The organism is Xanthomonas sp. A1809 (assembly GCF_017746015.1).
In the GTDB taxonomy this organism is placed as follows: Bacteria; Pseudomonadota; Gammaproteobacteria; order Xanthomonadales; family Xanthomonadaceae; genus Xanthomonas; species Xanthomonas euvesicatoria.
In genome coordinates this window covers 71,107-94,504 of record NZ_JAGHWZ010000009.1, presented here as the reverse complement: position 1 = coordinate 94,504, position 23,398 = coordinate 71,107, and the positions used below count along the sequence as shown (strand labels likewise).

Below are 23,398 nucleotides of genomic sequence, written 5' to 3'. Positions count from 1 at the left end.
CGGCCTACGGGCGAACACTGCAGTGATCGCCGTCATGCAGGATCACTCGATCTCCAATGCCGTCCTTAGCGAATCCGTACATCTGTATCGGCGTACAGATTCGAAGTCATTGAACGATCAACCCGCTGGAGATGGCGTCAGCGCGTCAGCCTGCACGCACCTGCCGCACGATCGCCGCCGCCTTGGCCGAACTTTCCTTGACCTTGTCCCACTGGCCCTGCGCCAGCCAGTCCTTGGGCACCATCCACGAGCCGCCGATGCACAGCACGTTCGGCTGCGCCAGGAACTCGGCGGCGTTGGACTCGCTGATGCCGCCGGTGGGGCAGAGCTTGAGCTCGGACAACGGGCCAGCCAGGCCCTTGAGCATCTGCAGACCGCCCACGGCGGTGGCCGGGAACAACTTGCAGACGCGAAAGCCCAGGCCCATCAACGTCAGCAGCTCGGTCGGGGTGGCCGCGCCTGGAACCGCCGGGATCGGTGCATCCGCCAGCAGGCGCGCCAGCGGCGCCGGCGTGCCCGGGGTCACCAGAAAGTCTGCACCGGCATCCACCGACTGGCGCAGTTGCAGCTCGCTGAGCACCGTGCCGGCGCCGATCACGATGTTGGGCAGCTCGCGCTTGAGCATCGCCAGCGCATCGATGGCAACCGGCGTGCGCAGGGTCAGCTCGATCGCGGGCAGACCGCCTTCGAGCAGCGCATCGGCGACGCGGCGCGCCTGGTCCAGCGTGTCCACGGTGACCACCGGCAGGATGCCGGCATCGCGCAGCAAACGTTCGGCGGTGTTCTGGGTCTGGGCAATCGTCATTGCAACTCCGGGTGACGGCGACCGCCGGAGCGGCCGCACAGAGGGAAGGGGATCAGGCGTCCTTGGACTCGTGGGGTGCTGCCGCAGCGGCAGCATCGGCACCGAGTTCGTACTCGGCGTCGTAGCTCCACAGCGCACCGTCCGGATGGGTCGGGCCGCAGGAAATCGAAATCGCGCCCTGGTCGGCGGGGCCGACGACCTGGCGGTTGATGGCGAACAGATTGCGGCCCAGGTCATTGCCGGCAACGGACGTATTGGGTGCAACCTCGCGCGATGCCCATTCTTCGGCCGAGACCAGCACTTCCAGGGTGCCGGCTTCGCCGTCCAGGCGCACGATGTCGCCTTCGCGTACGCGCCCGATCGGGCCGCCGCGTGCCGCTTCGGGCGTCAGGTGGATTGCGGCCGGGAACTTGCCCGAGGCACCGGACAGGCGGCCGTCGGTGACCAATGCCACGCGCCGGCCCTGGTTCTGCAGCAAGCCCAGCAGCGGCGCCATCGAATGCAGCTCCGGCATGCCGTTTGCGCGCGGGCCCTGGTAGCGCAACACCACCACGAAATCGTGCGGCAACACGCCGGCAGCATGCAGTTTGTTGAGCACCTGCGGCGTATCGATCACCACGGCCGGCGCCTGGATGCTGCGATGCTGCGGCTTGACTGCCGACAGCTTGATCAACGAGCGACCGAGATTGCCGCGCAGCAGGCGCAGCCCGCCTTGCGATTCGAAGGCATCGCCGACCGGACGCGCCACGCTGTCGTCGGCGGTGGTGGGAGTGCCCGGCACGTAGGTCACCTTGCCGTCCTGCAGGCGCGGCTCATTGATGTAGGCGCGCATGCCGCCTTCCACCACGGTGGGTAGGTCGTCGTGCATGTAGCCGGCGTCCATCAGCTCGCGGAACACGAATGCCGTGCCGCCCGCGGCCTGGAAGCGATTCACGTCGGCTTCGCCGTTCGGGTAGATGCGCGTCAGCAGCGGCACCGTCTGCGAGATCAGGTCCATGTCGTCCCAGGTCAGCACGATACCGGCCGCACGCGCCACTGCGATCCAGTGGATGGTGTGGTTGGTCGAGCCACCGGTCGCCATCAGCGCGACCACGGCGTTGACGATGGCGCGCTCGTCGATCAGGCGACCGAATGGGCGGAAATCTTCGCCCAACGCCGAGATCGCCAATGCGCGCGCGGTGCCTTCGCGGGTCAACGCATCACGCAACGGCAGCTCCGGATTGACGAACGAGGCGCCGGGCAGCTGCACGCCCATCGCTTCGAGCAAGACCTGGTTGGAGTTGGCCGTGCCGTAGAAGGTGCAGGTGCCCGGCGAGTGGTAGGACGAGGCCTCGGCTTCCAGCAGCTCGGCGCGCGTGGCTTCGCCAGCGGCGTAGCGTTCGCGCACTTCGGCCTTCTGCTTGTTCGGAATGCCCGGCGTCATCGGCCCGGCCGGCATGAAAATCGCCGGCAAATGGCCGAACGCCAGCGCACCGATCAGCAGGCCCGGCACGATCTTGTCGCAGACGCCCAGGTACACCACGCTGTCGAACATGTCGTGGCTCAGGCCGATGGCTGTCGCCTGGGCGATGTTGTCGCGCGAAAACAGCGACAGCTCCATGCCGGCGCGGCCCTGGGTCACGCCGTCGCACATCGCCGGCACGCCACCGGCCACCTGTGCGGTGGCACCGAGCGCGCGGGCAGTCTCGCGGATCAGCTGCGGGTAGTGTTCGAACGGCTGATGTGCCGACAACATGTCGTTATAGGCAGTGATGATGCCCAGGTTCGGCGTGGCCGCACCACGCAGGCGCGATTTGTCGCCCGGCTCGGACGCAGCGAAGCCATGCGCAAGATTGCCGCAGCTCAAGCGGCTACGGAACGGACCCTCACGCAGGGCAGCATCGAGACCGGCCAGATACGCTGCGCGCGAGGGAGCGCTGCGCTTGCGGATACGGTCGGTGACGGCTTGGATATTCGGATGCAGGCTCATTGGCTACCGGCTATGAGAAACAGGGGGGAAGAAAATGCTCTTTTAATTCCCCGCACATGGATGTGCGGGTTTTTGCGAGGAACTCGCATCGCATCGGCTGTTGCGAAGGATTCGCATCAAACCACTCGCATTCAAGCACACCAATGCACCCGCAACCGCGGACCAGGCTGCTGCAGCGCCACGCGGATGGGATATTCGTTGACATCGTCGCCTGCCAGCGCAGCCTGCAGCACGTCCAGCTTCTGCTTGCCGCGCAACAGCAGCAGGCGCGTCGAAATGCTGGCAAGCCCTGCAGGTGTGAGGGTGATGCGTAACGGCCATTGGTTCGAGCCCGGGCAGCCGGTGGCATCCAGCGAGGCATACGGCTGCGGGCTGGCCAGCGCCTTGGGCAGGTCGGTGGCCCCCGGGAACAACGACGCGGTATGCCCGTCGCCGCCCATGCCGAGCACCGCCAGGCAGGCCGGTTCGGCATGCTTGGCCTGCAGGTTGGCGGTGTGCACGCATTCGGGCAATTGCTTGCCTGGGCGAACCAGCGGGATGAAGGTCGCGGCCGGTGCGTGGGTCAGGAAGCTGTGATTCACCAGCCAGGCATTGCTGTCCTGATCCTGCGGCGACAACCAGCGCTCATCGACCAGGCCCACTTCCACCCGCGACCAGTCCAGCGGCCGGTGGGCGAGGGACTCGTACACCGGCGCAGGCGTGGTACCGCCCGACAACAGCATGCGTGCCTGGCCGCGCCGGGAGATTTCCTGTTCCAGCAGGTCGGCCATTTCGCTGGCCACCGCCTCGGTCCACTCGGCCGGGTCGTCGTAGCGCACCAGGGCGATGCGCGGGTTGTCCTGCAGGTTCATCGCTGCTCCCCGGGGTGCTGACGTTGTGCATCCACCGCGTATGCGGCGGCGCCCAGCAGGCCGGCATGCGGGTGCATGACCGCCAGCGATGGCACCTTCGACATGATCGCGGAGAAACGGCCCTTGTGCTCGAAGCGCTGGCGAAAGCCGGAATGCTGCAGCGAATCCAGCACCTTGGGCACCAGCCCGCCGGTGAGGAACACGCCGTCCCAAGCGCCCTGCATCAGCACCATGTCGCCGGCGATCGCACCGAAGATGGCGCAGAACAGGTCGATGGTGCGCGAGGACCGCGGGTCGCCCGCGGCCGCGCGCGCGGTGATGTCCTTGGGTTGCAGCGGGCCGGGATCGACGCCGGCGATCTCGCTGAGCGCGCGATGGATGTTGACCAGGCCAGGGCCGCAGATCAGCCGCTCGTTGGAGACCCGGCCGAACTGCTCGGACAGGATTTCCAGGATGCGGATTTCTTCCGGCGTGCCGGGCGGGAAGCTGACATGGCCGCCTTCGGTTTCCAGCGGAAAGCAGCGCCCGTTGCGGATGATCAGGCCACCCACGCCCAGGCCGGTGCCCGGGCCGATCACGCCATAGTTGCGCGCTTGATCGATCGGCGCCGGCCGCCAGCTGGCGCCGCCCACCTGCACCACGTCCTGCGGGCGCAGCAGGCTGATGGCCATGGCCTGCGCGGCAAAGTCGTTGATCAGATGCAAGGTACTGAAACCCAGCATGGTGGCGGTGCGCGAGCGCGAGATCACCCAGGGATGGTTGGTGATGCGCGCCTCGTCGCCATCCACGCGGCCTGCCACGGCGAACACGCCCTGGGTGGCCTGCACGCCGATCTGGTCGAGGTAATAGCGCGCGGCTTCGCCCAGCGAACCGAAGTCCACCACGGCAAATTCGCGCGAGGTGTCATCCAGCAACGGCACCGAAGCGTCGACATCGGCCAGCGCGAAGCGCGCATTGGTTCCGCCGATATCGGCAACCAGCACCGGCTTGGAAGGAGCGGTCATGCGTTGTTTCCCTGTGCGTCGGTGGCCGGGGGCAGGAAGTGGGCGGCGGATTCGGGCCCCCAGCTGCCGGCCGGGTAGGGCTGCAGCGGCAGCGCGGCGTCTTTCCAGGCGTCGCTGACGCTGTCGATCCACGACCACGCCGCCTTGACCTCGTCGTCGCGCACGAACAGCGCGGGGTTGCCGTTGAAGGCGTCCACAAACAGACGTTCGTAGGCGATACGACGGTGCAGGCCCGTCGGCACTGACAGTTCCAGTTCCAGCGGCTGCAGTTCGATCGCGCCCCATTCCGGGCCAGCCAGGCTGCTCATCAGGCCGAGTTCGATGTTTTCCTGCGGCTGCAACTGGAAGGTCAGGCGGTTCGGCACCGCATTCTGGCGGTCGGGGCGTTCGAACAGCCAATGCGTCACCGGCTTAAGCGTCACCACGATGCGGGTGGAGCGCTCGGCCAGTCGCTTGCCGGTGCACAGGTGGAACGGCACGCCGGCCCAACGCCAGTTGTCGATATGCGCGGTGACGGCGACGAAAGTTTCCACGTCGCTGCCTTCCGGCGGGTGGTAGGCCTGCGCCGGCTGTCCGTTGATGCTGCCGGCAGTGTAGCGGCCGCGCACGCAGTCATGCGCGGCGTGCTCGGCGGTCATCGGACGCAGGGCGCGCAGCACCTTGACCTTCTCATCGCGGATGCGGTCGGCTTCCAGCGAGGCCGGCGGCTCCATTGCCACCAGGCACAACAGCTGCAGGATATGGCTCTGCACCATGTCGCGCAGTGCGCCGGAGCGGGCATAGTAGGCGTCGCGCCCGTCGACGCCTTCGCTTTCGGCGACCAGGATCTGCACCGACTCGATGTAGGCGCGGTTCCAGACCGCCTCCAGCAGCGTGTTGCCGAAGCGCAGTGCGATCAGGTTCTGCACCGCCGCCTTGCCCAGGTAGTGGTCCAGGCGGAACACGCGGTCCTCGTCGATCAGCGCGCCGATCGACTGCAGGATGTCGCGGGCGCTGTCGGAGTCGTGGCCGATCGGTTTTTCCAGCATCAAGCGATGCGGTGCCTCCAGCGCGCCACCCAGCGCCAGGCCCTGGCAGGTGCTGATGTACAGGCCCGGCGGGATCGCCAGGTAGCTCACACAGCGGCGGCTGGCCAGCTCGCGGACCGCATTGGCCACCGACTCGGCATCGCGCAGATCCACCGAGCGGTAATCGATTCGCTGCAGCAGCGTGTCGATCTGTTCGGCGGTCGCGATCGGCAGTGCTTCGGTCAGGCGCGGCCGCAGCACTTCGCGAAATGCATCGGTGTCGTGGGGCGACAGCGCCAGCGCACGGATGCGGAAGTCCTCCGGCAGCAGGCCGTCGATGAACAGGCGCAGAAGGGAAGGAAAGAGATAGCGCTGGGCAAGATCGCCGGTGGCGCCAAACAGGATCAGGGTGTTGTGCATGGACCGCGTTTCAGATTCTGGAGACATCGTTATCAGCAGCTTGTCGGAAAGGCGCCGGTCGTCCGGCGGTCGGTACGTCTGTTCCTGAGCGACACTTGCGTGCGCGCAGCGGGGGATGGACGCTGACACCCAGTCCCGGATTGTTGCAGCAACTGGCGATCAGCGGTTAGCGCCATGGCGGCATAGCTGCACCTGCGTGATGGCATGCCATGCTTCGTGCGGCGAGCTGCACTGCAGGCAATGCGTCATACCTGCGTGGCGGCATGGTCCTCCAGAGATCGATGTTGCCATGTGAAAACGATTACATGTCAGAATAAACCAATGCATTCGTTTGCAGGGAATTCTCGCAAGCGCATGCGGCGTCACCGCCATCGGGAGGGCCGAGGGCAGGGCGCACAACTTACGTTGAGGCCGAACGATGGCGAAAGTGCAGTTGGAAGGTGTCCGCAAGGTCTACGACAATGGCCAGGTGGCGGTGCAGGGCGCAAGTTTCGAAGTGGCCGACGGCGAGCTGATGGTGCTGGTGGGGCCGTCCGGCTGCGGCAAGTCGACCCTGTTGCGCATGATTGCCGGGCTTGAAGACATCAGCGCTGGCACGCTGAAGATCGGCGAGCGCGTGGTCAACGACGTGGCGCCGAAGGATCGCGACATCGCCATGGTGTTCCAGAGCTACGCGCTGTATCCGCACATGACCGTGGCCGAAAACCTGGCGTTCGGGCTCAAGCTGCGCGGGCATCCGAAGCAGGTCATCGCCGAACGCGTCAACAACGCCGCAGAGCTGTTGGGCCTGACGCCGATGCTGGACAAGCTGCCCAAGGCGATGTCCGGCGGTCAGCGTCAGCGCGTGGCGCTGGGCCGGGCGATGGTGCGCGAATCCTCGGTGTTCCTGCTCGACGAGCCGCTGTCCAACCTGGACGCCAAGTTGCGCCACAGCGTGCGCACCGAGATCGCGCAGCTGCACCGCAAGCTTGGCACCACCATGATCTACGTCACCCACGATCAGGTCGAAGCGATGACGCTTGGCCAGCGTATCGTGGTGCTCAAGGATGGCGTGATCCAGCAGATCGACAGTCCGATGGCGCTATACGACCGTCCGGCCAATCTGTTCGTGGCCGGGTTCCTCGGCAGCCCGGCGATGAACGTGCTGCAGGGGCGTCTGGACGCGCAGGACGGCCTGCACCTGGTCATGGCCGATGGCTGGCGCGTGCCGCTGGGTGCGGCGCGGGTCGATGCGGCTTGGTTCGGCCAGGACGTGATCGTCGGCGTGCGCCCGGAGCACTTGCAGCCGTCCGACGATGCGGTACTGGGCTTCGATGCGCGGGTCGATGTGATCGAGCCGGTCGGCAACGAGATCTTCCTCAATCTCGACCGTGGCGGTCAGCCGCTGGTGATCCGTGTCCCGCCGCAGAGCTTGCCGGCGGTAGGCCAGCCATTGCGCCTGGCATTGCGCAGCGAGGCCTTGCACTTTTTCGATCCAGCCACCGGCCAGCGGCTGGAGGCGGCTTAGGCAAACTGGTCAACTGCGACGCAGCCGCCAGACGGACACGGCCGGCGCTCGGAATTGGCGGGTGTCGTTGGGCCACTGCGTGCTGCGCGATGCCCACGCCCGCCTGGCACGGCTCGCTGCGTTTTTTTGCCGCTAACGCTCCAGCCCCGTCGTGAGTGCGCGTGGGCGGGCGCCATGCGTGCCTGCCTGCAACGCGGTACCGGCGTCCAGCGTCAGTTCCAACGGCAATACCGCCAGCGCGAGGTTGCCGGCCACGCTCACTACCGTGCCGATCGCGCTACCGTCCAATGCGACGGCATCGCCTGCATCCACGGCCGCATCCGTTTCAAGCAGCTGCAAGACGCGCTTGGCCTTGCCCAGGAAGTGCGTCCGCGCCACGATTTCCTGGCCCGGGTAGCAGCCTTTCTTGACGCTGTACGCCTGCAGGCGGTCCAGTGCCAACTGCTGCGGCGTCCACTGTTCGCGCTGGCTCTCGACCAGGCGGGCGAGCCCCAGTTGCAGATCGGTCGTCCGCCACTGCGCCTGTGCGCTCGGCAGTTCGATAGGCATCGCCAATGCATCCGGGCTGTAGAGCAATAGCGTGCGCGGCAGCGCTGCGCTACCCAGATCCAGCTCGATACGCTGGGTTCCGAGATCGGCTTGCGCGGCATGCGCGTGTTCCGGCGCTACGAAGCCGCCGTAGGCGAGCAGCGCGGCGGCGCTGATTTTCAGCTTGCGGCGGAACACGAAACGGCTGAGTTGCGCGGCGATCTCGGCCGCGTTGCCGTCCGGCAACAGCATCAGCAGGTGTGCGTCGTCCTCACGCAGGAGTGCGAAGATGGCAATCACGCGCCCCTTCGCCGTCAGCCACGCGTTCCACTGCCACTGCCCAACCGCCAGCGCCTGTACATCATTGGCAAATTGGGCATGCGCAAACGCCACTGCATCCGTACCGGCCAATCGGACGTATTGCATGTCGTGCAGGGAGCCAAAACCCTGCGGAATAAGATTCAGGTTGTCAGCCACGGAAGGGGAGGACTAAAATCGCCAAGTTGTGAGAGCACTATGATAGGCCATCCAACCCCCACCCCAGCGCAGGATTCCGAGACGCAGCCTTCTTCTCAGGAGCATATTCCCGAGAAAAAGCCACTGCCGAAGGAGATTGGTGGGCGCGACGGCCCCGAGCCAACGCGCTACGGCGACTGGGAAAAAAATGGACGCTGCATCGATTTTTGAGCAGCTTTTAGCCACAGCGGCCTAGTGCCGCCCAGCCGAGAAAACGAGCCCAGCGAATGGCGATCCGCGAACGTCCTCTCTCCCCGCATCTCCAGGTATACCGTTGGCAGATACAGATGGTGACCTCGATTCTCAATCGAGCCACCGGCATCGTACTGTCCGTCGGCGCACTGGGAATTGCCGCTGCCTTGCTCACCTTGATGCTTGGCCCCGACCATTGGAATTGTTTCCGCGATCAGGCTGCCACCTGGTATGGGCAGGTATTCCTGTTCGGCTGGACCTGGTCTTTCGCCTTCCACCTGTTCGGTGGCTTGCGCCACATGCTGCAGGACTTCGGGCAAGGCTACGCCGTGCGCTCGTTCATCAGCATGGGTTGGTTGTCGGTGGTTCTGAGCCTTGTGCTGACTATCGCCATCTGGGCTTACGTACTGCTGTCCGGAGGTGCCGCATGAGCCGCTACCGTACCCCGCTGAAGAATGTGCGCGGCCTGGGCGCCGCCAAGACCGGTACCGAACATTTCGTGATCCAGCGCCTGACCGCGGCCGCACTGGTGCCGCTGTCGATCTGGTTCCTGATCTTCGTGCTGAGCCTGATCGGTGCCGATCACGCTGCCGCCACCGCCGCAGTGGCCAAGCCGTGGAATGCGATTTTGCTTGTCGCTTTCCTCATTGCCTCGTTCTGGCATGCCCAGCTTGGCATGCAGGTGGTACTGGAAGACTACGTGCACGACTCGCTGCTCGCACTGATTGCGCAGACCCTCGTGCGTTTTGTTGCCGTGCTGGGCGCCATCGTCAGCGTATTTGCCGTGGCGCGTATCGCGCTGGGCATGAGCTGAGTCGTCAGCGACCAAACAGGAACCCATAATTCGATGTCCGCTTACAAGATCACAGAACACAAGTACGACATGGTCGTGGTAGGCGCCGGTGGCGCCGGCCTGCGCGCCACGTTCGGCCTGGCCCAGAAGGGCCTGCAGACGGTCTGCCTGACCAAGGTCTTCCCGACCCGTTCGCACACCGTGGCAGCGCAGGGCGGTATTTCCGCGGCGCTGGGCAACATGGGCGAGGACGACTGGCGTTATCACTTTTACGACACCATCAAGGGCTCCGATTGGCTGGGTGACCAGGACGCGATCGAGTACATGTGTCGTGAAGCGATTCCGGCCATCATCGAGCTCGAACACTACGGCGTGCCGTTCTCGCGTACCGAAGAGGGCAAGATCTACCAGCGCCCGTTCGGCGGCATGACCACCAAGTATGGCGAAGGCCCGTCAGCGCAGCGTACCTGCGCCGCAGCCGACCGGACCGGCCACGCCATGCTGCATACGCTGTATCAGCAGTCGCTGGCGCACAACGCACGCTTCATGATCGAGTACTTCGCGCTCGATCTGATTTTCGACGAAGAAGGCGTCTGCCGTGGCGTGCTCGCACTGGACATGGCCGAAGGCTCGCTGCATCTGTTCCGCGCCCACGGTGTGGTGCTGGCGACCGGCGGTTACGGCCGTGCCTACTTCAGCGCCACCTCCGCACACACCTGTACCGGTGACGGCGGCGGCCTGGTGATGCGTGCCGGCCTGCCCGTGCAGGACATGGAATTCGTGCAGTTCCACCCCACCGGCATCTACGGTGCGGGCTGCCTGATCACCGAGGGCGTGCGCGGCGAAGGCGGCATTCTGCGCAACAGCAATGGCGAGCGCTTCATGGAGCGCTACGCACCGCATTACAAGGATCTGGCGTCGCGCGACGTGGTGTCGCGTTCGATGACGGTGGAAATTCGAGAAGGCCGTGGCGTGGGCGAGCACAAGGATCACATCCTGCTCGACCTGACCCACCTTGGTCCGGAAGTGATCAACGAAAAGCTGCCCGGCATCGCCGAAAGCGCACACATCTTCGCCGGCGTGGACGTGACCAAGCAGCCGATCCCGGTGCTGCCGACCGTGCACTACAACATGGGCGGCATTCCGACCAACTTCTACGGCGAGGTCGTGCGTAAGCAGGGCGACGATGCGGATGCAGTGGTGCCGGGCCTGTATGCCATCGGCGAGGCGGCGTGCGTCTCGGTCCATGGTGCAAACCGTCTGGGTTCGAACTCGCTGCTGGACCTAGTGGTGTTCGGCCGCGCGGTTGCCAATCGCTGTGCCGAGACGGTCAAGCCCAATCAGCCGCACAAGACGCTGCCGTCCGATGCCTGCGACAAGGCCTTGGGCCTGCTGGACAAGCTGCGTCACGCCAACGGCTCCACGCCGACGGCCGTGATCCGCGACAACATGCAGCGCACCATGCAGTCGGACGCCGCCGTGTTCCGCACCAGCAAGACGCTGAAAGAGGGCGTGGACAAGATGGCCGAGATCTTCGCCACCTTCGAAGACGTCAAGGTGTCTGACCGTTCGCTGGTGTGGAATTCGGACCTGATCGAGACCTATGAATTGAACAACCTGCTGCTCAACGCGGTGGCGACGATCAATTCGGCCGAACAGCGCAAGGAAAGCCGCGGCGCGCATTCGCACGAAGACTTCCCGGATCGCGACGACGTCAACTGGCAAAAGCACACGCTGGTGACCGTCGACGACAAGGGCAAGTGCGAATTCGATTACCGCCCTGTGCACATGTACACGCTGAGCAAGGACGTGGACGTGGTCCCGCCGAAGCCGCGCGTTTACTGATCGATGCGCATGCAGCGACCCACCGTTGCCTTGTCATCGCTTGCCATCGCCTCGGCGCGTGGCGGCGAGTCGGTGCAGCAGTGTGATCGTGGCATGACGCTCGAGCAGCGCCGGCACATGGCCGGCCGCTGTGCGACTGCTTCGGCAGTGGCATCCGTCATCTTTACCTTCATGCGCACGGTGCAGTTGTCGTCCGCACCGCGCATCGCCTGAGCCAACGAGAGCAGCTATGGCAGAGTTCACCCTCCCCAAGAATTCAAAGATCGGCAAGGGCAAGCATTACCCTGCAAAGGGCGCCAAGAACACGCGCACCTTCAAGGTCTACCGCTGGGATCCGGACGTCGACGCCAACCCGCGCACCGACAGTTACGAGATCGATCTGGATAAATGCGGCCCGATGGTCCTGGACGCGCTGATCAAGATCAAGAACGAGATCGACCCGACGCTGGCGTTCCGTCGCTCCTGCCGCGAGGGCATTTGCGGCTCGTGCGCGATGAACATCGATGGCACCAACACGCTGGCCTGCACCAAGGCGATTGCCGCATGCGGCAAGTCCGAGGTGCCGATCTATCCGCTGCCGCACATGAGCGTGATCAAGGACCTGGTGCCGGATCTGACGCATTTCTATGCGCAGTACGCGTCGATCAAGCCGTGGATCCGTACCCAGACCCCGCCGCCGCCGGACCGCGAGCGCCTGCAGTCGCCGGAAGACCGTCGCAAGCTCGACGGATTGTACGAGTGCATCCTGTGCGCATGCTGCTCGACCAGTTGCCCAAGCTACTGGTGGAATGGCGAGCGGTATCTGGGCCCGGCGATCCTGCTGCAGGCCTACCGTTGGATCATCGATTCGCGCGACGAAGACACCGGTGCGCGTCTGGACGATCTGGAAGACCCGTTCAAGCTGTATCGCTGCCACACCATCATGAACTGCGCACGGACCTGCCCGAAGGGCTTGAACCCGGCGCTGGCGATCGCCGAAATCAAGAAGCTGATGATGGCGCGTCGCGCCTGATTGCACGGCATTGATTCCCCACCACGGGGATGTGGTTCGCAGCGGCACCGGCCCTTGGGTCAGGTGCCGCTGTCGTTTTTGGCCCGCCATGCGGTGCGGTGGAGAGTGAGAATGGACGAACAAACCCTGCTGAAAAAACTGCGCTGGCGTTGCCGACGCGGCATGCGCGAACTCGACCAATTATTCGGGCGCTACCTTGATCAACGCTGGGCGCAGGCTCCCGACGCCGAGCGCGCGGTTTTCCTACAGCTACTGGATTGCGAAGACGATAAGTTGTGGCGCTGGTTCATGGGATACGAGGCTTGCCCCGATGCCGCCAACGCCGCACTCATCGCCGATATTCGCGCCTTGCCGGCTTGAGTGGCGCCCCTCGCGCTGGTTGATTTGCGCATTGAGCGTGTTGGTAGCGCTGGCCGTGTGGGCGGTGTGGCGCAGTGGCGTACCACCGTGGCTGGCCGTGTTGTTGTCGGCGTACGCGGTGTTTGCAGGCGGGCGAGCAGTGCGCCAGCTGTTGCGTTCGCCAGTGAGGCAGTTGCTGGTGCCATGGACGCAAACGCCCGCCAGCATTGACGGTATGCAGGTGGAAGGGCTGCAGGTCCGTTGGCGCGGACCGCTTGCGGTGGTGTCGTGGAGGCGAGCGGATGGCCGGCGCGAGCGCCTGCATTTCTGGCCGGACACCTTGCCGGCGCCGCAACGACGTGAACTGCGTCTGGCCGCTCAGGCCCACGCCATTTCGTCGGGGCGGCCGCTAGTGGCACCATAGCGTCCCTTTCCCGGTTGAACCGCATGTTCAAACCTATCCCGGTTGCCATCGGCTTGCGCTATCTGCGTGCCAAGCGGCGCAATGGCTTCATATCGTTTATTTCGATGGCGTCGATCCTGGGCATCGCCCTGGGCGTGACCGTGCTGATCACCACGCTTGCAGTGATGAGCGGTTTCCAGAAGGAAATCCGCGACCGCCTGCTGCAGATGGCTGCCCACGCGACCGTCAGTGCAGAAGGCGCGCCGATGCGCGACTGGCAGCATGCGGTCGAGGTCGCCATGTCCGATCCGCGCGTGGCCGGTGCCGCGCCCTACATCGAAACCGAATCCTTATTGCAGGGCCCGCGTAAGCAGCCGGCCATCGTGCGCGGCGTGATTCCTGCCGAAGAAGGCAAGGTGTCGGTGCTGGCCAAGAAGATGCAGCAGGGCTCGGTCGACAGCCTGACCCCTGGCTCGTACAACATCGTCATCGGCAAGGAGCTGGCGTTGTGGCTTGGCGTGGATGTCGGCGATAGCATCGTCGTGTTGCTCAGCGACACCCAGGCGACGCCGCTGGGCGCGATGCCGCGGCTCAAGCGCTTTACCGTGAGCGGTATTTTCGAGGCCGGATACAACGAGATCGACCGCGGCCTGGCCGTGGTGAACATGCAGGACCTGGCGCGCGTGCTGCGCATGGATGGCGTCACCGGCGTGCGCCTGCGCCTGCATGACATGGATCAGGCCTGGCCGGTGGCGCGCGATCTGGCGGTGAAGTTGCACGGCCCGTATCGGGTTAGCGACTGGACCCAGGAAAACGCCAACCTGTACCACTCCTTGAAGATGGAAAAGACGGTGATGGGCATCCTGCTGTCGCTGATCGTGGCGATGGGGGCGTTCAACCTCGTGTCTTCGCAAGTGATGCTGGTGACCGACAAACAGGCCGATATCGCCATCTTGCGCACGCTCGGGCTGTCGCCGGGCGGGGTGATGCAGGTATTCATGGTGCAGGGCTCGTTGATCGGCTTCATGGGTACCTTCATGGGCGTGATCGGCGGCATCGTGCTGACGTTCAACCTCGAACGCATCCTCGGCGTGATCGAAACGATTTTCAGCGTCAAGTTGCTACCCGAAGACGTGTACTACATCACCGGCCTGCCGACCGATATGCAAACCCAGGACGTGGTAGTGATCACCGTGGTGGCATTGGTGATGAGTTTCCTGGCGACCTTGTACCCGGCGTGGCGCGCTTCGCGCACCCAGCCGGCGGAGGCGCTGCGCTATGAATGAGATCCGGGAAGCGGCCGTGCAAACACCAGAACAGGCATCTGCGGTGATCCGCGCCGAAGCGCTGGCCAAGACCTACGCCGAAGGCAAGATGCGCACGCCGGTATTCGATGGCCTGGATCTCTCGGTGGCCACCGGCGAAACCGTGGCGATCGTCGGTGCCTCCGGCGCCGGCAAGAGCACCTTGCTGCATCTGCTCGGCGGGCTGGATATTCCGACCTCCGGCGAGGTGTATGTGGCCGGCGAGCGCATGTCGGCGCTGTCCGACGCGCAGCGCGGCAAGCTGCGTAACCAGGCGCTTGGCTTCGTCTACCAGTTCCATCACTTGTTGCCCGAATTCACCGCGTTGGAGAACGTGATGATGCCGGTGCTGTTGTCCGGCAAGGATGTGGCCGTCGCCAAGGGTCAGGCACTGCAACTGCTGGAATCGGTTGGGCTTGGGCATCGCGTCGAACACAAGCCCAGCGAACTCTCCGGGGGCGAACGTCAGCGCTGTGCGGTGGCGCGTGCATTGGTCAACAAGCCGGGCTGCGTATTGGGCGACGAGCCCACCGGCAATCTGGACGACAAGACCGCGGGCACCGTGTTCGAGCTGATGCTGGAGCTCAACCGCGCCCAGCGCACCAGCCTGGTGTTGGTGACGCACGACCGCGGCTTGGCACGGCGTCTGGACCGCGTGCTGGAGCTAAACCAGGGCAAGCTGCGCGAATTGGCGCCGTCTGCGGTGTAAGCGCATGGCGAAGCGGTCGGTTGGCAGACCGATCGCGTCGTGTATGAGCGTGGAATCTTCAGCGGTCACCGGTGCTGTGCCCGTTAGCCGAAATGGTGGCGAATTTTGAAGTGCAGTGGCAGCGCACGATCGCATGCACCCCGACTGCCAGGGCATTAGCTGCCTGGTCGCCGCAGGCCAATGCAGCCTGCGGCGATGCCATGGCATCGGTCAAGGAATGATGCGCAGTGCCCGCAGGCGGGTAAATAGTTCGAAGAACGAGGCGCGGCTGTCGTAGAAGTCGAGGAAACCCAGTTCGCGGCTCTTGGTCATGTCGTTGACGCACTCGATCTCGCGGCCTAGGTCGGCATCGGTATGCCACCACGATGCAAGCCGATTGACGTCGGACTCTACCAGCTGGTGTTGCGCGGCCACCTCAGCCCACAGGGCAGGTGCGGTCTGGCTCATGCGTGGTTCCAGCGGTTCAGGCACAGCGGGGCAGGGCGCAGCATCGAGTTCGAAGAACTTCGCAATCTCGCCCCACATCCAGCGCCAGCGGAACACATCGCCATTGACGGTGTTGAAGGCCTGATCGCGCGCTGCGGGGCTAAGCCCGGCCCAGGCCAGTTGGCGGCCGAGCAGCCCGGCATCGGTGAGGTCGGTGAGGCTGTTCCACTGCGCTTGCGACCCTGGGAACACGAACGGTTGCCCGGTGTGCTTGCACAGCGATGCATACACCGCCAGCGTCACGCCCATGTTCATGGCGTTGCTGCCGTTGGCCATGCCGATCATGGTGTGCGAGCGATGTACGCTCCAGCGGAAACCGTGCTGCTGCGCATGCGCAAACAGCAGGTCTTCCAGCGTGTAGTAGAAGTTTTCGCCCGGCTGGCGCGGCTCGCTTTCGCGAAACGGCGTCTCGGCCTTGCCGCTGCCGTAATTCTCGAAGGCGCCCAGGTAGTGCTTGGTGCCGGTGACCAGCGCCATGTGCTGCAGCGGCGCATCGCTGAGTGCATCGCACAGGTGCCGCATCATCGCGCCGTTGGCCTGGACGTTCTCGCGTTCGGTATCGCGGCGGGTCCAGGTGCAGAAGAACACGTGGGTAATCGGTAGGCCACGTAACGCGCTGTTGGTGCTGTCGGCGTCCAGTAGATCTGCCGCGACCGGAATGACACCGTCGTGGGGCAGTGGCCGGCGTGCAAGGCCGTACACGGTCCAGCCGTCGGCGAGCAGCACGTTGGCAAGGTTGTAACCGGAGATGCCGGTCACACCGACGATCAATGCAATGCCTTTACGCATGGGGGAGACTCCTGGAAAACGGATTTCACCTTAGCGGCGACACCATGAAATCGGGGCGAATGCTGGGCCAGAGCGCGTGCTGCGCCGTTGATCGCTCCATTTGCTGCGGCATGCATCGTTAGGTGTGCACTGTCCTACGCACTGCATCTAGCGGTTGCGGGCTGCAGTACCTCTTCCGTATTCGCGATCGGCGAGCGCCGCGCAGTGTTCTTCCTACCCAGCCTTGGGCAGATCTCCGCTGTGCGTGGAAGGTGCCGCGATCTAAGGTGAAGACGTTGATCGATAGGGTGCGGGATGGCGACCGACAGCATGGAGGTGTCAGCGCAGGCAGCGCCGCCGCAGATGAGATCGGCGGTGGCCATTGCGGCCGCGTTATTGCTGGGCGTGGTGGCCTGCGCCTGGTCGCCCACACTGCTTGCGCGCATGGTTTACGTCGGCTGCGTGTGTGTTGCATTGCTGGGCAGCGGCGCGACGGTGTGGCTGCGCCCGCCCCGGAGTGCGCTATTGCTGGCAGGGGCGGCGGCACTCTTTGGATTCGGGACGATGGGGTGGCAGGTGACCGATGCCCTGCAGTCGCAACTGCTTCCGCAGGATGAAACACGCGATGTCACCGTGCGCGGACAGATTGTCGGCCTGCCGACCGCCGAGCAACGCCGTACCCGCTTTCAGCTGCGCGTGGACCAAGCGCCGGCGCAGCCGGAGGCACTGCGCGGGAAGCTCCTGCAACTGGCCTGGTACGACGACTTTGGCGCCGAGCGCATCGGCCCGCGCGCAGCGCTGCATGCAGGTGCGCGTTGGCAGCTGCGGCTCAAGCTGCGTGCGCCACGCGGCTTGCGCAATCCCGGAGGCTTCGATGCCGAGCGCCAGGCACTGGCGCAGCGCATCGCTGCGACGGGCTATGTGCGCATGCCTGCAACCGCACGCCAGATCGCGCCGCCGCAAGGCGTGGATGCGTGGCGCGAACGGATGTCGCAACGCATCGCCGAGCGTGTCGGCGGCCCTTCTGCGCCGTACCTGCGGGCGCTCGCGCTCGGAGATACCCGCGGGCTGGACGATATGGCATGGGCAACGTTGCGCGCGACCGGGCTCAGCCATCTGATCGCCATCTCTGGATTTCATGTCGGGCTGGTCGGGGCATTCTTCGCGCTGCTGGTCGCTGGCATATGGCGCTGGCAGCCGCGACTGGGCACCTTCATGCCGCGTCTGCATGCGGCATCGATTGCCGCGCTACTCGGCGCCGCCGCCTACGCGCTATTGGCTGGCCTGGCGCTGCCGACGGTACGCACCGTGTTGATGATTGCGGTGGTGGCCCTCGCCAGGGTACTGCGGCGACGCGCCTCGACCGCGCACGTCCTCTCGCTCGCCTTGTTGGCGGTGTTGCTGTGGGATCCGCTCAGCGTGCTGGTGGCTGGCTTCTGGCTCAGCTTCGCCGGCGTGGCATGGCTGGTCTGGTGCCTGCCGTCTGACGATCGCGCCATCGTGCGCGGCTTCCTGTCTGCGCAGACCGTGGCCACCGTTGGCCTGCTGCCGTTGACGGTCAGCCTGTTCGGGCAGGCGTCGCTGGTCGGGCCATTCGCCAATTTGGTCGCCATTCCCTGGTGGACTTTCGTGGTGGTGCCGCTGTGCCTGTTGGGGACCGCGCTCGAAGCGATCTATCCAGGGACCGGCGTATGGGCATGGCAGCTTGCGGGCTGGTGCTTTGAGCTGACCTGGCCGGGGCTCGTCTGGCTTGGGCACACCGCGGTGGCGTTGTGGTGGGTGCCCGAGTCCGATGGGGTTGCCCTGATCGCCGCCTTGCTCGGTGCGTTCTGGCTGTTGCTGCCGCGCGCGACGCCGGGTAAATCGTTGGCGGCGCTGCTGTGGTTGCCGCTGCTCTGGCCGGATCGCGAGCTACCCGCCGCAGGCGAGGCGGAAGTGCAGGTGCTGGATGTGGGCCAGGGCTTGGCGGTGCTGGTGCGCACGCAACGCCATGCGCTGTTGTTCGATACCGGTCCGGCGGTGCGCGACGGGTTCGATGCCGGCGAGCGCGTCGTGCTGCCGGCGTTGCGCGCGCTTGGCGTACGCCGGCTGGATGCCATCGTGCTCAGCCACGCCGACGCCGATCATGCCGGTGGCTATGCCGCGGTGCGCACGGGGCTGCCGGTGGCACGCACGGCTGCGCCACCGGGTGCGCCGTTGGACGTCACCGCACGTTGCCGCGCCGGGCAGCAGTGGGAGTGGGACGGTGTGCGCTTCCGCTTCCTGCATCCCGGTGTTGGGTTTCCTTATCTACGCAATCAATCCAGCTGCGTGCTGCGGGTCGAGACCGCGTCTGCGAGCGCACTGTTGCCGGGCGATATTGGCGAAATCGTCGAGCGCCGCCTGCTGCGCGGGCGCGCCGCGGATCTGCGTGCGGACCTGGTGATCGTGCCGCACCACGGCAGCGCCGACGGCTCGCAGGCCGGCTTCATCGCCGCGACCGGCGCACGCCTGGCGCTGGTGTCGTCCGGTCATGGCAACAGATTCGGGCATCCACGCGCCGAGGTCGTGCAACGCTGGAAGTCGGGCGGAGCAGAAGTGCTGGACACTGCCCAGGCGGGAGCGATACGGGTTTGGCTCGGTGCCGCGGGCCTGCAACTGCGCGAGCGGCGGCACTGGCAGCCGCGGCTATGGGATGCTGCGGAACGGCGGCGGTCGGCTGCTATCCTATCGGTCAGCGAACAGGCGGCCGTGTTGCCGGAGGAATCGAATCGTGTTGGAGCTGGTCAAGGCAGGCGGTTGGCCGATGGTGCCGTTGCTGTTGCTGGGCGTGATCGCCCTGGCGATCGTGCTGGAGCGTCTGTGGAGCCTGCGCCGCAATGAGGTGACGCCGCCGGGCCTGGGTGAAGAAGTGCGCAATTGGGCCGCGCGCGGCAATCTGGATCCCACCCACATCGAATCGCTGCGCCGCAATTCGCCGTTGGGCGCCTTGCTGGCCGCTGCGCTGGATGTGCGCGGCCGCCCGCGCGACATGATTCGCGAACGTATCGAAGACACCGGCCGGCATGTGGTGCATCGCATGGAGCGCTACCTGAATGCGTTGGGCACGATCGCTTCGGCCGGGCCGTTGTTGGGTCTGCTTGGTACCGTGGTCGGCATGATCCAGATGTTCCTGGGCATCCTCGATCACGGCGTCGGCGATGTGAATCAGCTCGCCGGCGGCATCGGCAAAGCGCTGGTGTGCACTGCCACCGGCATGATCATCGCTGTTCCGGCATTGATGGCACATCGCTTCTTCAAGGGGCGCATCGCCGGTTACATCATCGAGATGGAGCAGGAAGCCACCTTGTTGCTGGACACCATCGATGGCCGAGTCGTGCCGGCAGCCGTCGCGCCGGCCGCAGCGGGCGCCAAGCCCGTCACGGCGAAGGGTTGACGGATGCGCATCGGCAGCGACCGAAGCCAGGACGAGCCGCATATCGACCTGGTGCCATTGATTGACGTCATCCTCGTCCTCATCATCTTTTTCGTGGTGACCACGACCTTCGACGCACGCTCCACGCTGCAGCTGCAGTTGCCGACCGCCAGCGACCAGCACACCAGTGCGCCGCCGCGTTCGTTGAGCGTGCTGGTCAACGCCGATGGGCGTTATTTCATCAACGATCAGGAAGTACTGCGCTCGGATGTGGATTCGCTCAAGCAGACCATCGCCCAGATCGCCGGCGATGACCGCGAACAGACCGTGCTGATGCGCGCCGATGCGCGGACCCCGTATCAGGCCGTGGTGACCGCGCAGGATGCGCTGGGCCAGCTCGGCTTCCGGCGCATTGCCATCGCCACCGCGCCTCCGGCCAGCGCCACCGGTACGACCGGCAAGACAAGCACCAACGGAACCCGCCAGTGACCATCTCCACCGACCGCCCGGCGCCAGTGTCTTCCTGGCGCACGTACCGTCGCCTGCTGGCGTTTGCCAAGCCGTATCGCTTGTTGCTGGTGGCCGCGTTGATCGCCGCGTTGATCGAAGCGGCCGGCACCACCGGGTTTCTGGCGTTGATGAAGCCGATCACCGACGAGACCTTCATCTACAAGAACGCCGAGGTCAGTCGTTGGCTGCCGGTGCAGATCATCCTGCTGTTCGTGGTGCGCGGCGTCGCCGGTTACATCACCGACATGGCCATGGGCAAGTCCGCACGCAGCATCGCGCGCGACCTGCGTATCAAGGTGATGGCCAAGTATCTGCGCCTGCCGGGGTCACGCTTCGATTCGGAGCCGGTGCCCTCGATGCTGATACGCCTGGGCTCGGATTCGGACCAGGTTGCGCAGGCCGCAGTGGATGCGGTCAAGGTCATGATCCAGCAATCGCTGCAGGTGATCGGTGCGCTGGCACTGATGCTGTGGCATAGCTGGCAGGTGACGTTGACCATCCTGGTGCTCGCCCCGGTGCTGGCCTGGGTGATGGACAAGGTGGCGCGGCGCTACCGCCGTATCAGCCACAGCATCCAGGAAAGCGGTGCGCAGCTGCTGCAGGCTGCCGACCAGACCTTGTCCAGCCATCAGGAGGTCAAGATCTACGGGGCCCAGCAGACCGAAATGGAGCGCTATGGCGCGCTGGCCAATCGCAACCTGCGCCTGGCGATGAAGGTCGAATCCACCCGCGGCATTTCCACTGCCACCGTGCAGATGATCGGCGCGATCGGCCTGTCGGCCCTGCTGTTCGTGGCCGGTGCGCAGGCCTTGGCCGGGCGCCTGACGGCCGGCGATTTCGTCGTGCTGATGACTTCGATGCTGACCATCATTCCGGGCCTCAAGCAGCTCACCAATGTGCAGAACATGGTGCAGCGCGGCCTGGCATCGGCCGAGCGCTTGTTTTCAGTGCTCGACAGCCCGGACGAGCCGGATCAAGGTACCGTGCCGCTGACGCGTGCCAAGGGCTTGATCGAATTTCGCGATGTCACGGCGCGCTACCCCGGCCAGGTCAATCCGGCGCTGGCCGATGTCAGTTTCGTTGCGCAACCGGGCACCGTCACTGCCATCGTCGGGCGTTCCGGAAGCGGCAAGTCCAGTCTGATCAAGTTGATCCCGCGTTTTTACGAAGCCGAGGCCGGGCAGATCTTGCTCGACGGTCATCCGGTGCAGGCGTATGCGCTGGCGGATCTGCGCAGGCAGATTGCGCTGGTGGGCCAGCAGGTAATGTTGTTAGACGGCAGCATCGCCGACAACGTGGCGTTCGGTGAAATGCGCAACGCCGATGCCGGCCAGTTGGAGCGGGCGATTCTGGGCGCAAACGCAATGGAATTTGTCGCGCAACTGCCCGAGGGGCTGCAGTCGCATGTCGGCACCAAGGGCGGGCGCCTGTCCGGTGGCCAGCGCCAGCGTCTGGCGATCGCACGCGCCATGCTCAAGGACGCGCCGGTCCTGATCCTGGACGAGGCCACCGCAGCGCTGGACAACGAATCCGAGCGCTTGGTACAGGACGCCCTGCACAAGCTGATGCCGGACCGCACCACGCTGGTCATCGCGCATCGCCTGTCCACCATCGAGCATGCCGATCAGGTGCTGGTGATGGACCAGGGGCGGATCGTCGAGCGCGGTACGCATCACCAATTGCTGGCGCAGGGCGGCTTGTATTCGCATCTGCACGGCATGCAATTCCGCGAACGCCAGGCATGAGCAAGCGCGGCACCCGCACCCCGGGTTACTGGTACGACAACACGCCGATCCCCTTGCCGGCGCGCATCCTGGCGCCGGTCTACGGCGCTGCCATCGCATTGCGGCGGGCGCTGTATCGCCGCGGTTGGCGCAGGCGCCACCGGGTACCAGTGCCGGTGATCGTGGTTGGCAATGTCACCGCCGGCGGCACCGGCAAGACGCCGCTGACGATCGCCTTGGTCGCAAAGCTGCAGGAAGCCGGCTGGACGCCTGGTGTCGCCAGCCGTGGCTACGGCCGCGATGACGCAGGTACCGCGCGGTGGGTCGAAGCGGACACGCCGGTGGCGCTCGGCGGCGATGAGCCGGTGTTGATCGCCTGGAAAACCGGTGCACGCGTGCGTGTCGACAGCGACCGGCTCGCTGCTGCACGGGCGCTGGTCGAAGCGGGCTGCGACATCGTGATCTGCGACGACGGGCTGCAGCATTACCGTCTGGCGCGCGATGTCGAGATCGAAGTGGTCGATGGCCAGCGGCGCTACGGCAACGGACGCCTGTTGCCCGCTGGGCCGCTGCGCGAACCGGCCGCGCGGGCACGCGATTGCGATTTCCGCGTGGTCAATCTCGGCCAGGCCAGTGCGACTGCCGCACCGCAGGTGCCCGATGATGCCGGTTTCGGCGAGTGGCAGATGCGTTTGAGCATCGACAGCGTGCAGCCGATGGATGGCAAGCGTGCGCAGCCCTTGAGCATGCTTGCCGGGCAGCGCGTGCATGCGGTGGCGGGCATCGCGCATCCGGAACGTTTCTTCGCCATGCTGCGCGCGCGCGGCATTGGCGTGGTGCCGCACGCGTTTCCGGATCATCACGTCTACCGCGCCGCGGATTTCAGCTTCGGAAGCCGCCTGCCGGTGCTGATGACCGAAAAGGACGCGGTGAAATGCCGTCCGTTCGCCGACGAGTGGTTGTACAGCGTGCCACTGAAGGCGGAGCTGCCGGCCGCGTTCTGGGTGAGTCTGCTGGACCGCCTGAACAAATTGGCCAGCCGGCAGGGCGTGTGAGTGCATCACGGGCCATGGTGAGCATGCAGCTGGACGTTGCTGGCCAACCATCGCGAGCCAGGCGTCGAGGACGCGCTTGCTGCTGTGATGTGGCATCCAGGCTGCATGACGTTTCGCAACACTCGGGCAGAGGTCTGCCCTGAAATATCGGTGCGCATGGCTGCGAGCAGGGCACGCAGCGCGTTTTTGAGTGCTGATGTCGTGCAGCGCAGCTCCCACTGAATACAGCCACTTCGCTCAATCACACATCGGCATCA

General features: G+C 65.3%; 23 protein-coding genes. 16 read left to right on the top strand and 7 right to left on the bottom strand.

Annotated features, from left to right (window positions below; genetic code table 11):
- Positions 1 to 145: 145 nt before the first annotated feature.
- The 5 genes from J7396_RS13125 to zwf all read right to left on the bottom strand — a co-directional run bounded on the left by J7396_RS13125 (position 146) and on the right by zwf (position 6,056).
- Positions 146 to 805, bottom strand: a complete 660-nt coding sequence (locus J7396_RS13125) for a bifunctional 4-hydroxy-2-oxoglutarate aldolase/2-dehydro-3-deoxy-phosphogluconate aldolase (protein ID WP_011347444.1) — start codon at positions 803 to 805, stop codon at positions 146 to 148.
- A gap of 52 nt (positions 806 to 857) precedes the next feature.
- On the bottom strand, positions 858 to 2,774 hold the full coding sequence (gene edd / locus J7396_RS13120; protein WP_008576679.1) for a phosphogluconate dehydratase: 1,917 nt from the start codon (positions 2,772 to 2,774) through the stop codon (positions 858 to 860).
- 131 nt (positions 2,775 to 2,905) lie between these two features.
- Complete coding sequence (gene pgl, locus J7396_RS13115; protein ID WP_209261563.1) at positions 2,906 to 3,625, bottom strand: 6-phosphogluconolactonase; 720 nt, start codon at positions 3,623 to 3,625, stop codon at positions 2,906 to 2,908.
- A complete protein-coding gene (gene glk / locus J7396_RS13110) occupies positions 3,622 to 4,629 on the bottom strand; it encodes a glucokinase (protein ID WP_005929801.1) in 1,008 nt (335 codons plus the stop codon). Before glk ends, pgl begins: the two co-directional genes overlap by 4 nt.
- Positions 4,626 to 6,056 (bottom strand): glucose-6-phosphate dehydrogenase, encoded by a 1,431-nt coding sequence (zwf, locus tag J7396_RS13105; RefSeq protein ID WP_008576676.1) that lies wholly within the window; start codon positions 6,054 to 6,056, stop codon positions 4,626 to 4,628. The genes glk and zwf overlap by 4 nt, the downstream gene beginning before the upstream one ends.
- A gap of 418 nt (positions 6,057 to 6,474) precedes the next feature.
- Here zwf and ugpC point away from each other — a divergent pair, with 418 nt between their 5' ends.
- The gene (ugpC, locus tag J7396_RS13100; protein ID WP_008576674.1) at positions 6,475 to 7,563 is read left to right on the top strand and encodes a sn-glycerol-3-phosphate ABC transporter ATP-binding protein UgpC; all 1,089 of its coding nucleotides are present in this window, start codon (positions 6,475 to 6,477) and stop codon (positions 7,561 to 7,563) included.
- Between the two features lie 132 nt (positions 7,564 to 7,695).
- Here the strand turns inward: ugpC and J7396_RS13095 are convergent, their stop codons facing one another.
- Entirely contained in the window at positions 7,696 to 8,568 is an 873-nt protein-coding gene (locus tag J7396_RS13095) for a folate-binding protein YgfZ (protein ID WP_209261562.1), read from the bottom strand.
- On the opposite strand from J7396_RS13095, the gene J7396_RS22795 reads away from it, so the two are divergent.
- From J7396_RS22795 to lolD, 10 genes are all read left to right on the top strand, one after another.
- Positions 8,470 to 8,778 (top strand): DUF1674 domain-containing protein, encoded by a 309-nt coding sequence (locus J7396_RS22795; RefSeq protein ID WP_014090240.1) that lies wholly within the window; start codon positions 8,470 to 8,472, stop codon positions 8,776 to 8,778. The two genes, J7396_RS13095 and J7396_RS22795, sit on opposite strands and share 99 nt — an antisense overlap.
- A gap of 56 nt (positions 8,779 to 8,834) precedes the next feature.
- Positions 8,835 to 9,230, top strand: coding sequence for a succinate dehydrogenase, cytochrome b556 subunit (sdhC, locus tag J7396_RS13085; protein WP_209261561.1), 396 nt, complete (start codon positions 8,835 to 8,837; stop codon positions 9,228 to 9,230).
- Positions 9,227 to 9,613, top strand: a complete 387-nt coding sequence (gene sdhD, locus J7396_RS13080; protein WP_008576669.1) for a succinate dehydrogenase, hydrophobic membrane anchor protein — start codon at positions 9,227 to 9,229, stop codon at positions 9,611 to 9,613. The genes sdhC and sdhD overlap by 4 nt, the downstream gene beginning before the upstream one ends.
- 33 nt (positions 9,614 to 9,646) lie before the next feature.
- Entirely contained in the window at positions 9,647 to 11,437 is a 1,791-nt protein-coding gene (gene sdhA / locus J7396_RS13075) for a succinate dehydrogenase flavoprotein subunit (protein ID WP_005916748.1), read from the top strand.
- A 9-nt stretch (positions 11,438 to 11,446) separates the two neighbouring features.
- Positions 11,447 to 11,650, top strand: a complete 204-nt coding sequence (locus J7396_RS13070) for a hypothetical protein (RefSeq protein ID WP_033479151.1) — start codon at positions 11,447 to 11,449, stop codon at positions 11,648 to 11,650.
- 16 nt (positions 11,651 to 11,666) lie between these two features.
- Positions 11,667 to 12,449, top strand: a complete 783-nt coding sequence (locus J7396_RS13065) for a succinate dehydrogenase iron-sulfur subunit (protein ID WP_003482787.1) — start codon at positions 11,667 to 11,669, stop codon at positions 12,447 to 12,449.
- Positions 12,450 to 12,560: 111 nt separating this feature from the next.
- Positions 12,561 to 12,809, top strand: coding sequence for a succinate dehydrogenase assembly factor 2 (locus tag J7396_RS13060; protein WP_003482785.1), 249 nt, complete (start codon positions 12,561 to 12,563; stop codon positions 12,807 to 12,809).
- Positions 12,760 to 13,212, top strand: coding sequence for a hypothetical protein (locus tag J7396_RS13055; RefSeq protein ID WP_033479149.1), 453 nt, complete (start codon positions 12,760 to 12,762; stop codon positions 13,210 to 13,212). Before J7396_RS13060 ends, J7396_RS13055 begins: the two co-directional genes overlap by 50 nt.
- Before the next feature lie 23 nt (positions 13,213 to 13,235).
- Positions 13,236 to 14,477, top strand: a complete 1,242-nt coding sequence (locus tag J7396_RS13050) for a lipoprotein-releasing ABC transporter permease subunit (protein WP_008576657.1) — start codon at positions 13,236 to 13,238, stop codon at positions 14,475 to 14,477.
- Positions 14,470 to 15,204 carry a lipoprotein-releasing ABC transporter ATP-binding protein LolD gene (gene lolD / locus J7396_RS13045; protein ID WP_209261560.1) on the top strand — a complete coding sequence of 245 codons (735 nt, stop codon included), beginning with the start codon at positions 14,470 to 14,472 and terminating at the stop codon, positions 15,202 to 15,204. Before J7396_RS13050 ends, lolD begins: the two co-directional genes overlap by 8 nt.
- A 210-nt stretch (positions 15,205 to 15,414) precedes the next feature.
- On the opposite strand, the gene J7396_RS13040 is transcribed toward lolD, so the two are convergent.
- Positions 15,415 to 16,479 (bottom strand): SDR family oxidoreductase, encoded by a 1,065-nt coding sequence (locus J7396_RS13040; protein WP_008576655.1) that lies wholly within the window; start codon positions 16,477 to 16,479, stop codon positions 15,415 to 15,417.
- Positions 16,480 to 16,773: 294 nt separating this feature from the next.
- On the opposite strand from J7396_RS13040, the gene J7396_RS13035 reads away from it, so the two are divergent.
- The 5 genes from J7396_RS13035 to lpxK are packed head-to-tail and all read left to right on the top strand — an operon-like array spanning position 16,774 to position 23,141.
- The gene (locus J7396_RS13035; protein WP_209261559.1) at positions 16,774 to 19,320 is read left to right on the top strand and encodes a DNA internalization-related competence protein ComEC/Rec2; all 2,547 of its coding nucleotides are present in this window, start codon (positions 16,774 to 16,776) and stop codon (positions 19,318 to 19,320) included.
- The gene (locus tag J7396_RS13030; protein WP_033479147.1) at positions 19,211 to 19,873 is read left to right on the top strand and encodes a MotA/TolQ/ExbB proton channel family protein; all 663 of its coding nucleotides are present in this window, start codon (positions 19,211 to 19,213) and stop codon (positions 19,871 to 19,873) included. Before J7396_RS13035 ends, J7396_RS13030 begins: the two co-directional genes overlap by 110 nt.
- Before the next feature lie 3 nt (positions 19,874 to 19,876).
- On the top strand, positions 19,877 to 20,341 hold the full coding sequence (locus J7396_RS13025) for a biopolymer transporter ExbD (RefSeq protein WP_008576649.1): 465 nt from the start codon (positions 19,877 to 19,879) through the stop codon (positions 20,339 to 20,341).
- Positions 20,338 to 22,107: a lipid A export permease/ATP-binding protein MsbA gene (gene msbA / locus J7396_RS13020; RefSeq protein ID WP_209261558.1), complete on the top strand. Its 1,770-nt coding sequence runs from the start codon at positions 20,338 to 20,340 to the stop codon at positions 22,105 to 22,107. Before J7396_RS13025 ends, msbA begins: the two co-directional genes overlap by 4 nt.
- The gene (gene lpxK, locus J7396_RS13015) at positions 22,104 to 23,141 is read left to right on the top strand and encodes a tetraacyldisaccharide 4'-kinase (protein ID WP_008576646.1); all 1,038 of its coding nucleotides are present in this window, start codon (positions 22,104 to 22,106) and stop codon (positions 23,139 to 23,141) included. The genes msbA and lpxK overlap by 4 nt, the downstream gene beginning before the upstream one ends.
- Positions 23,142 to 23,398: the final 257 nt, after the last annotated feature.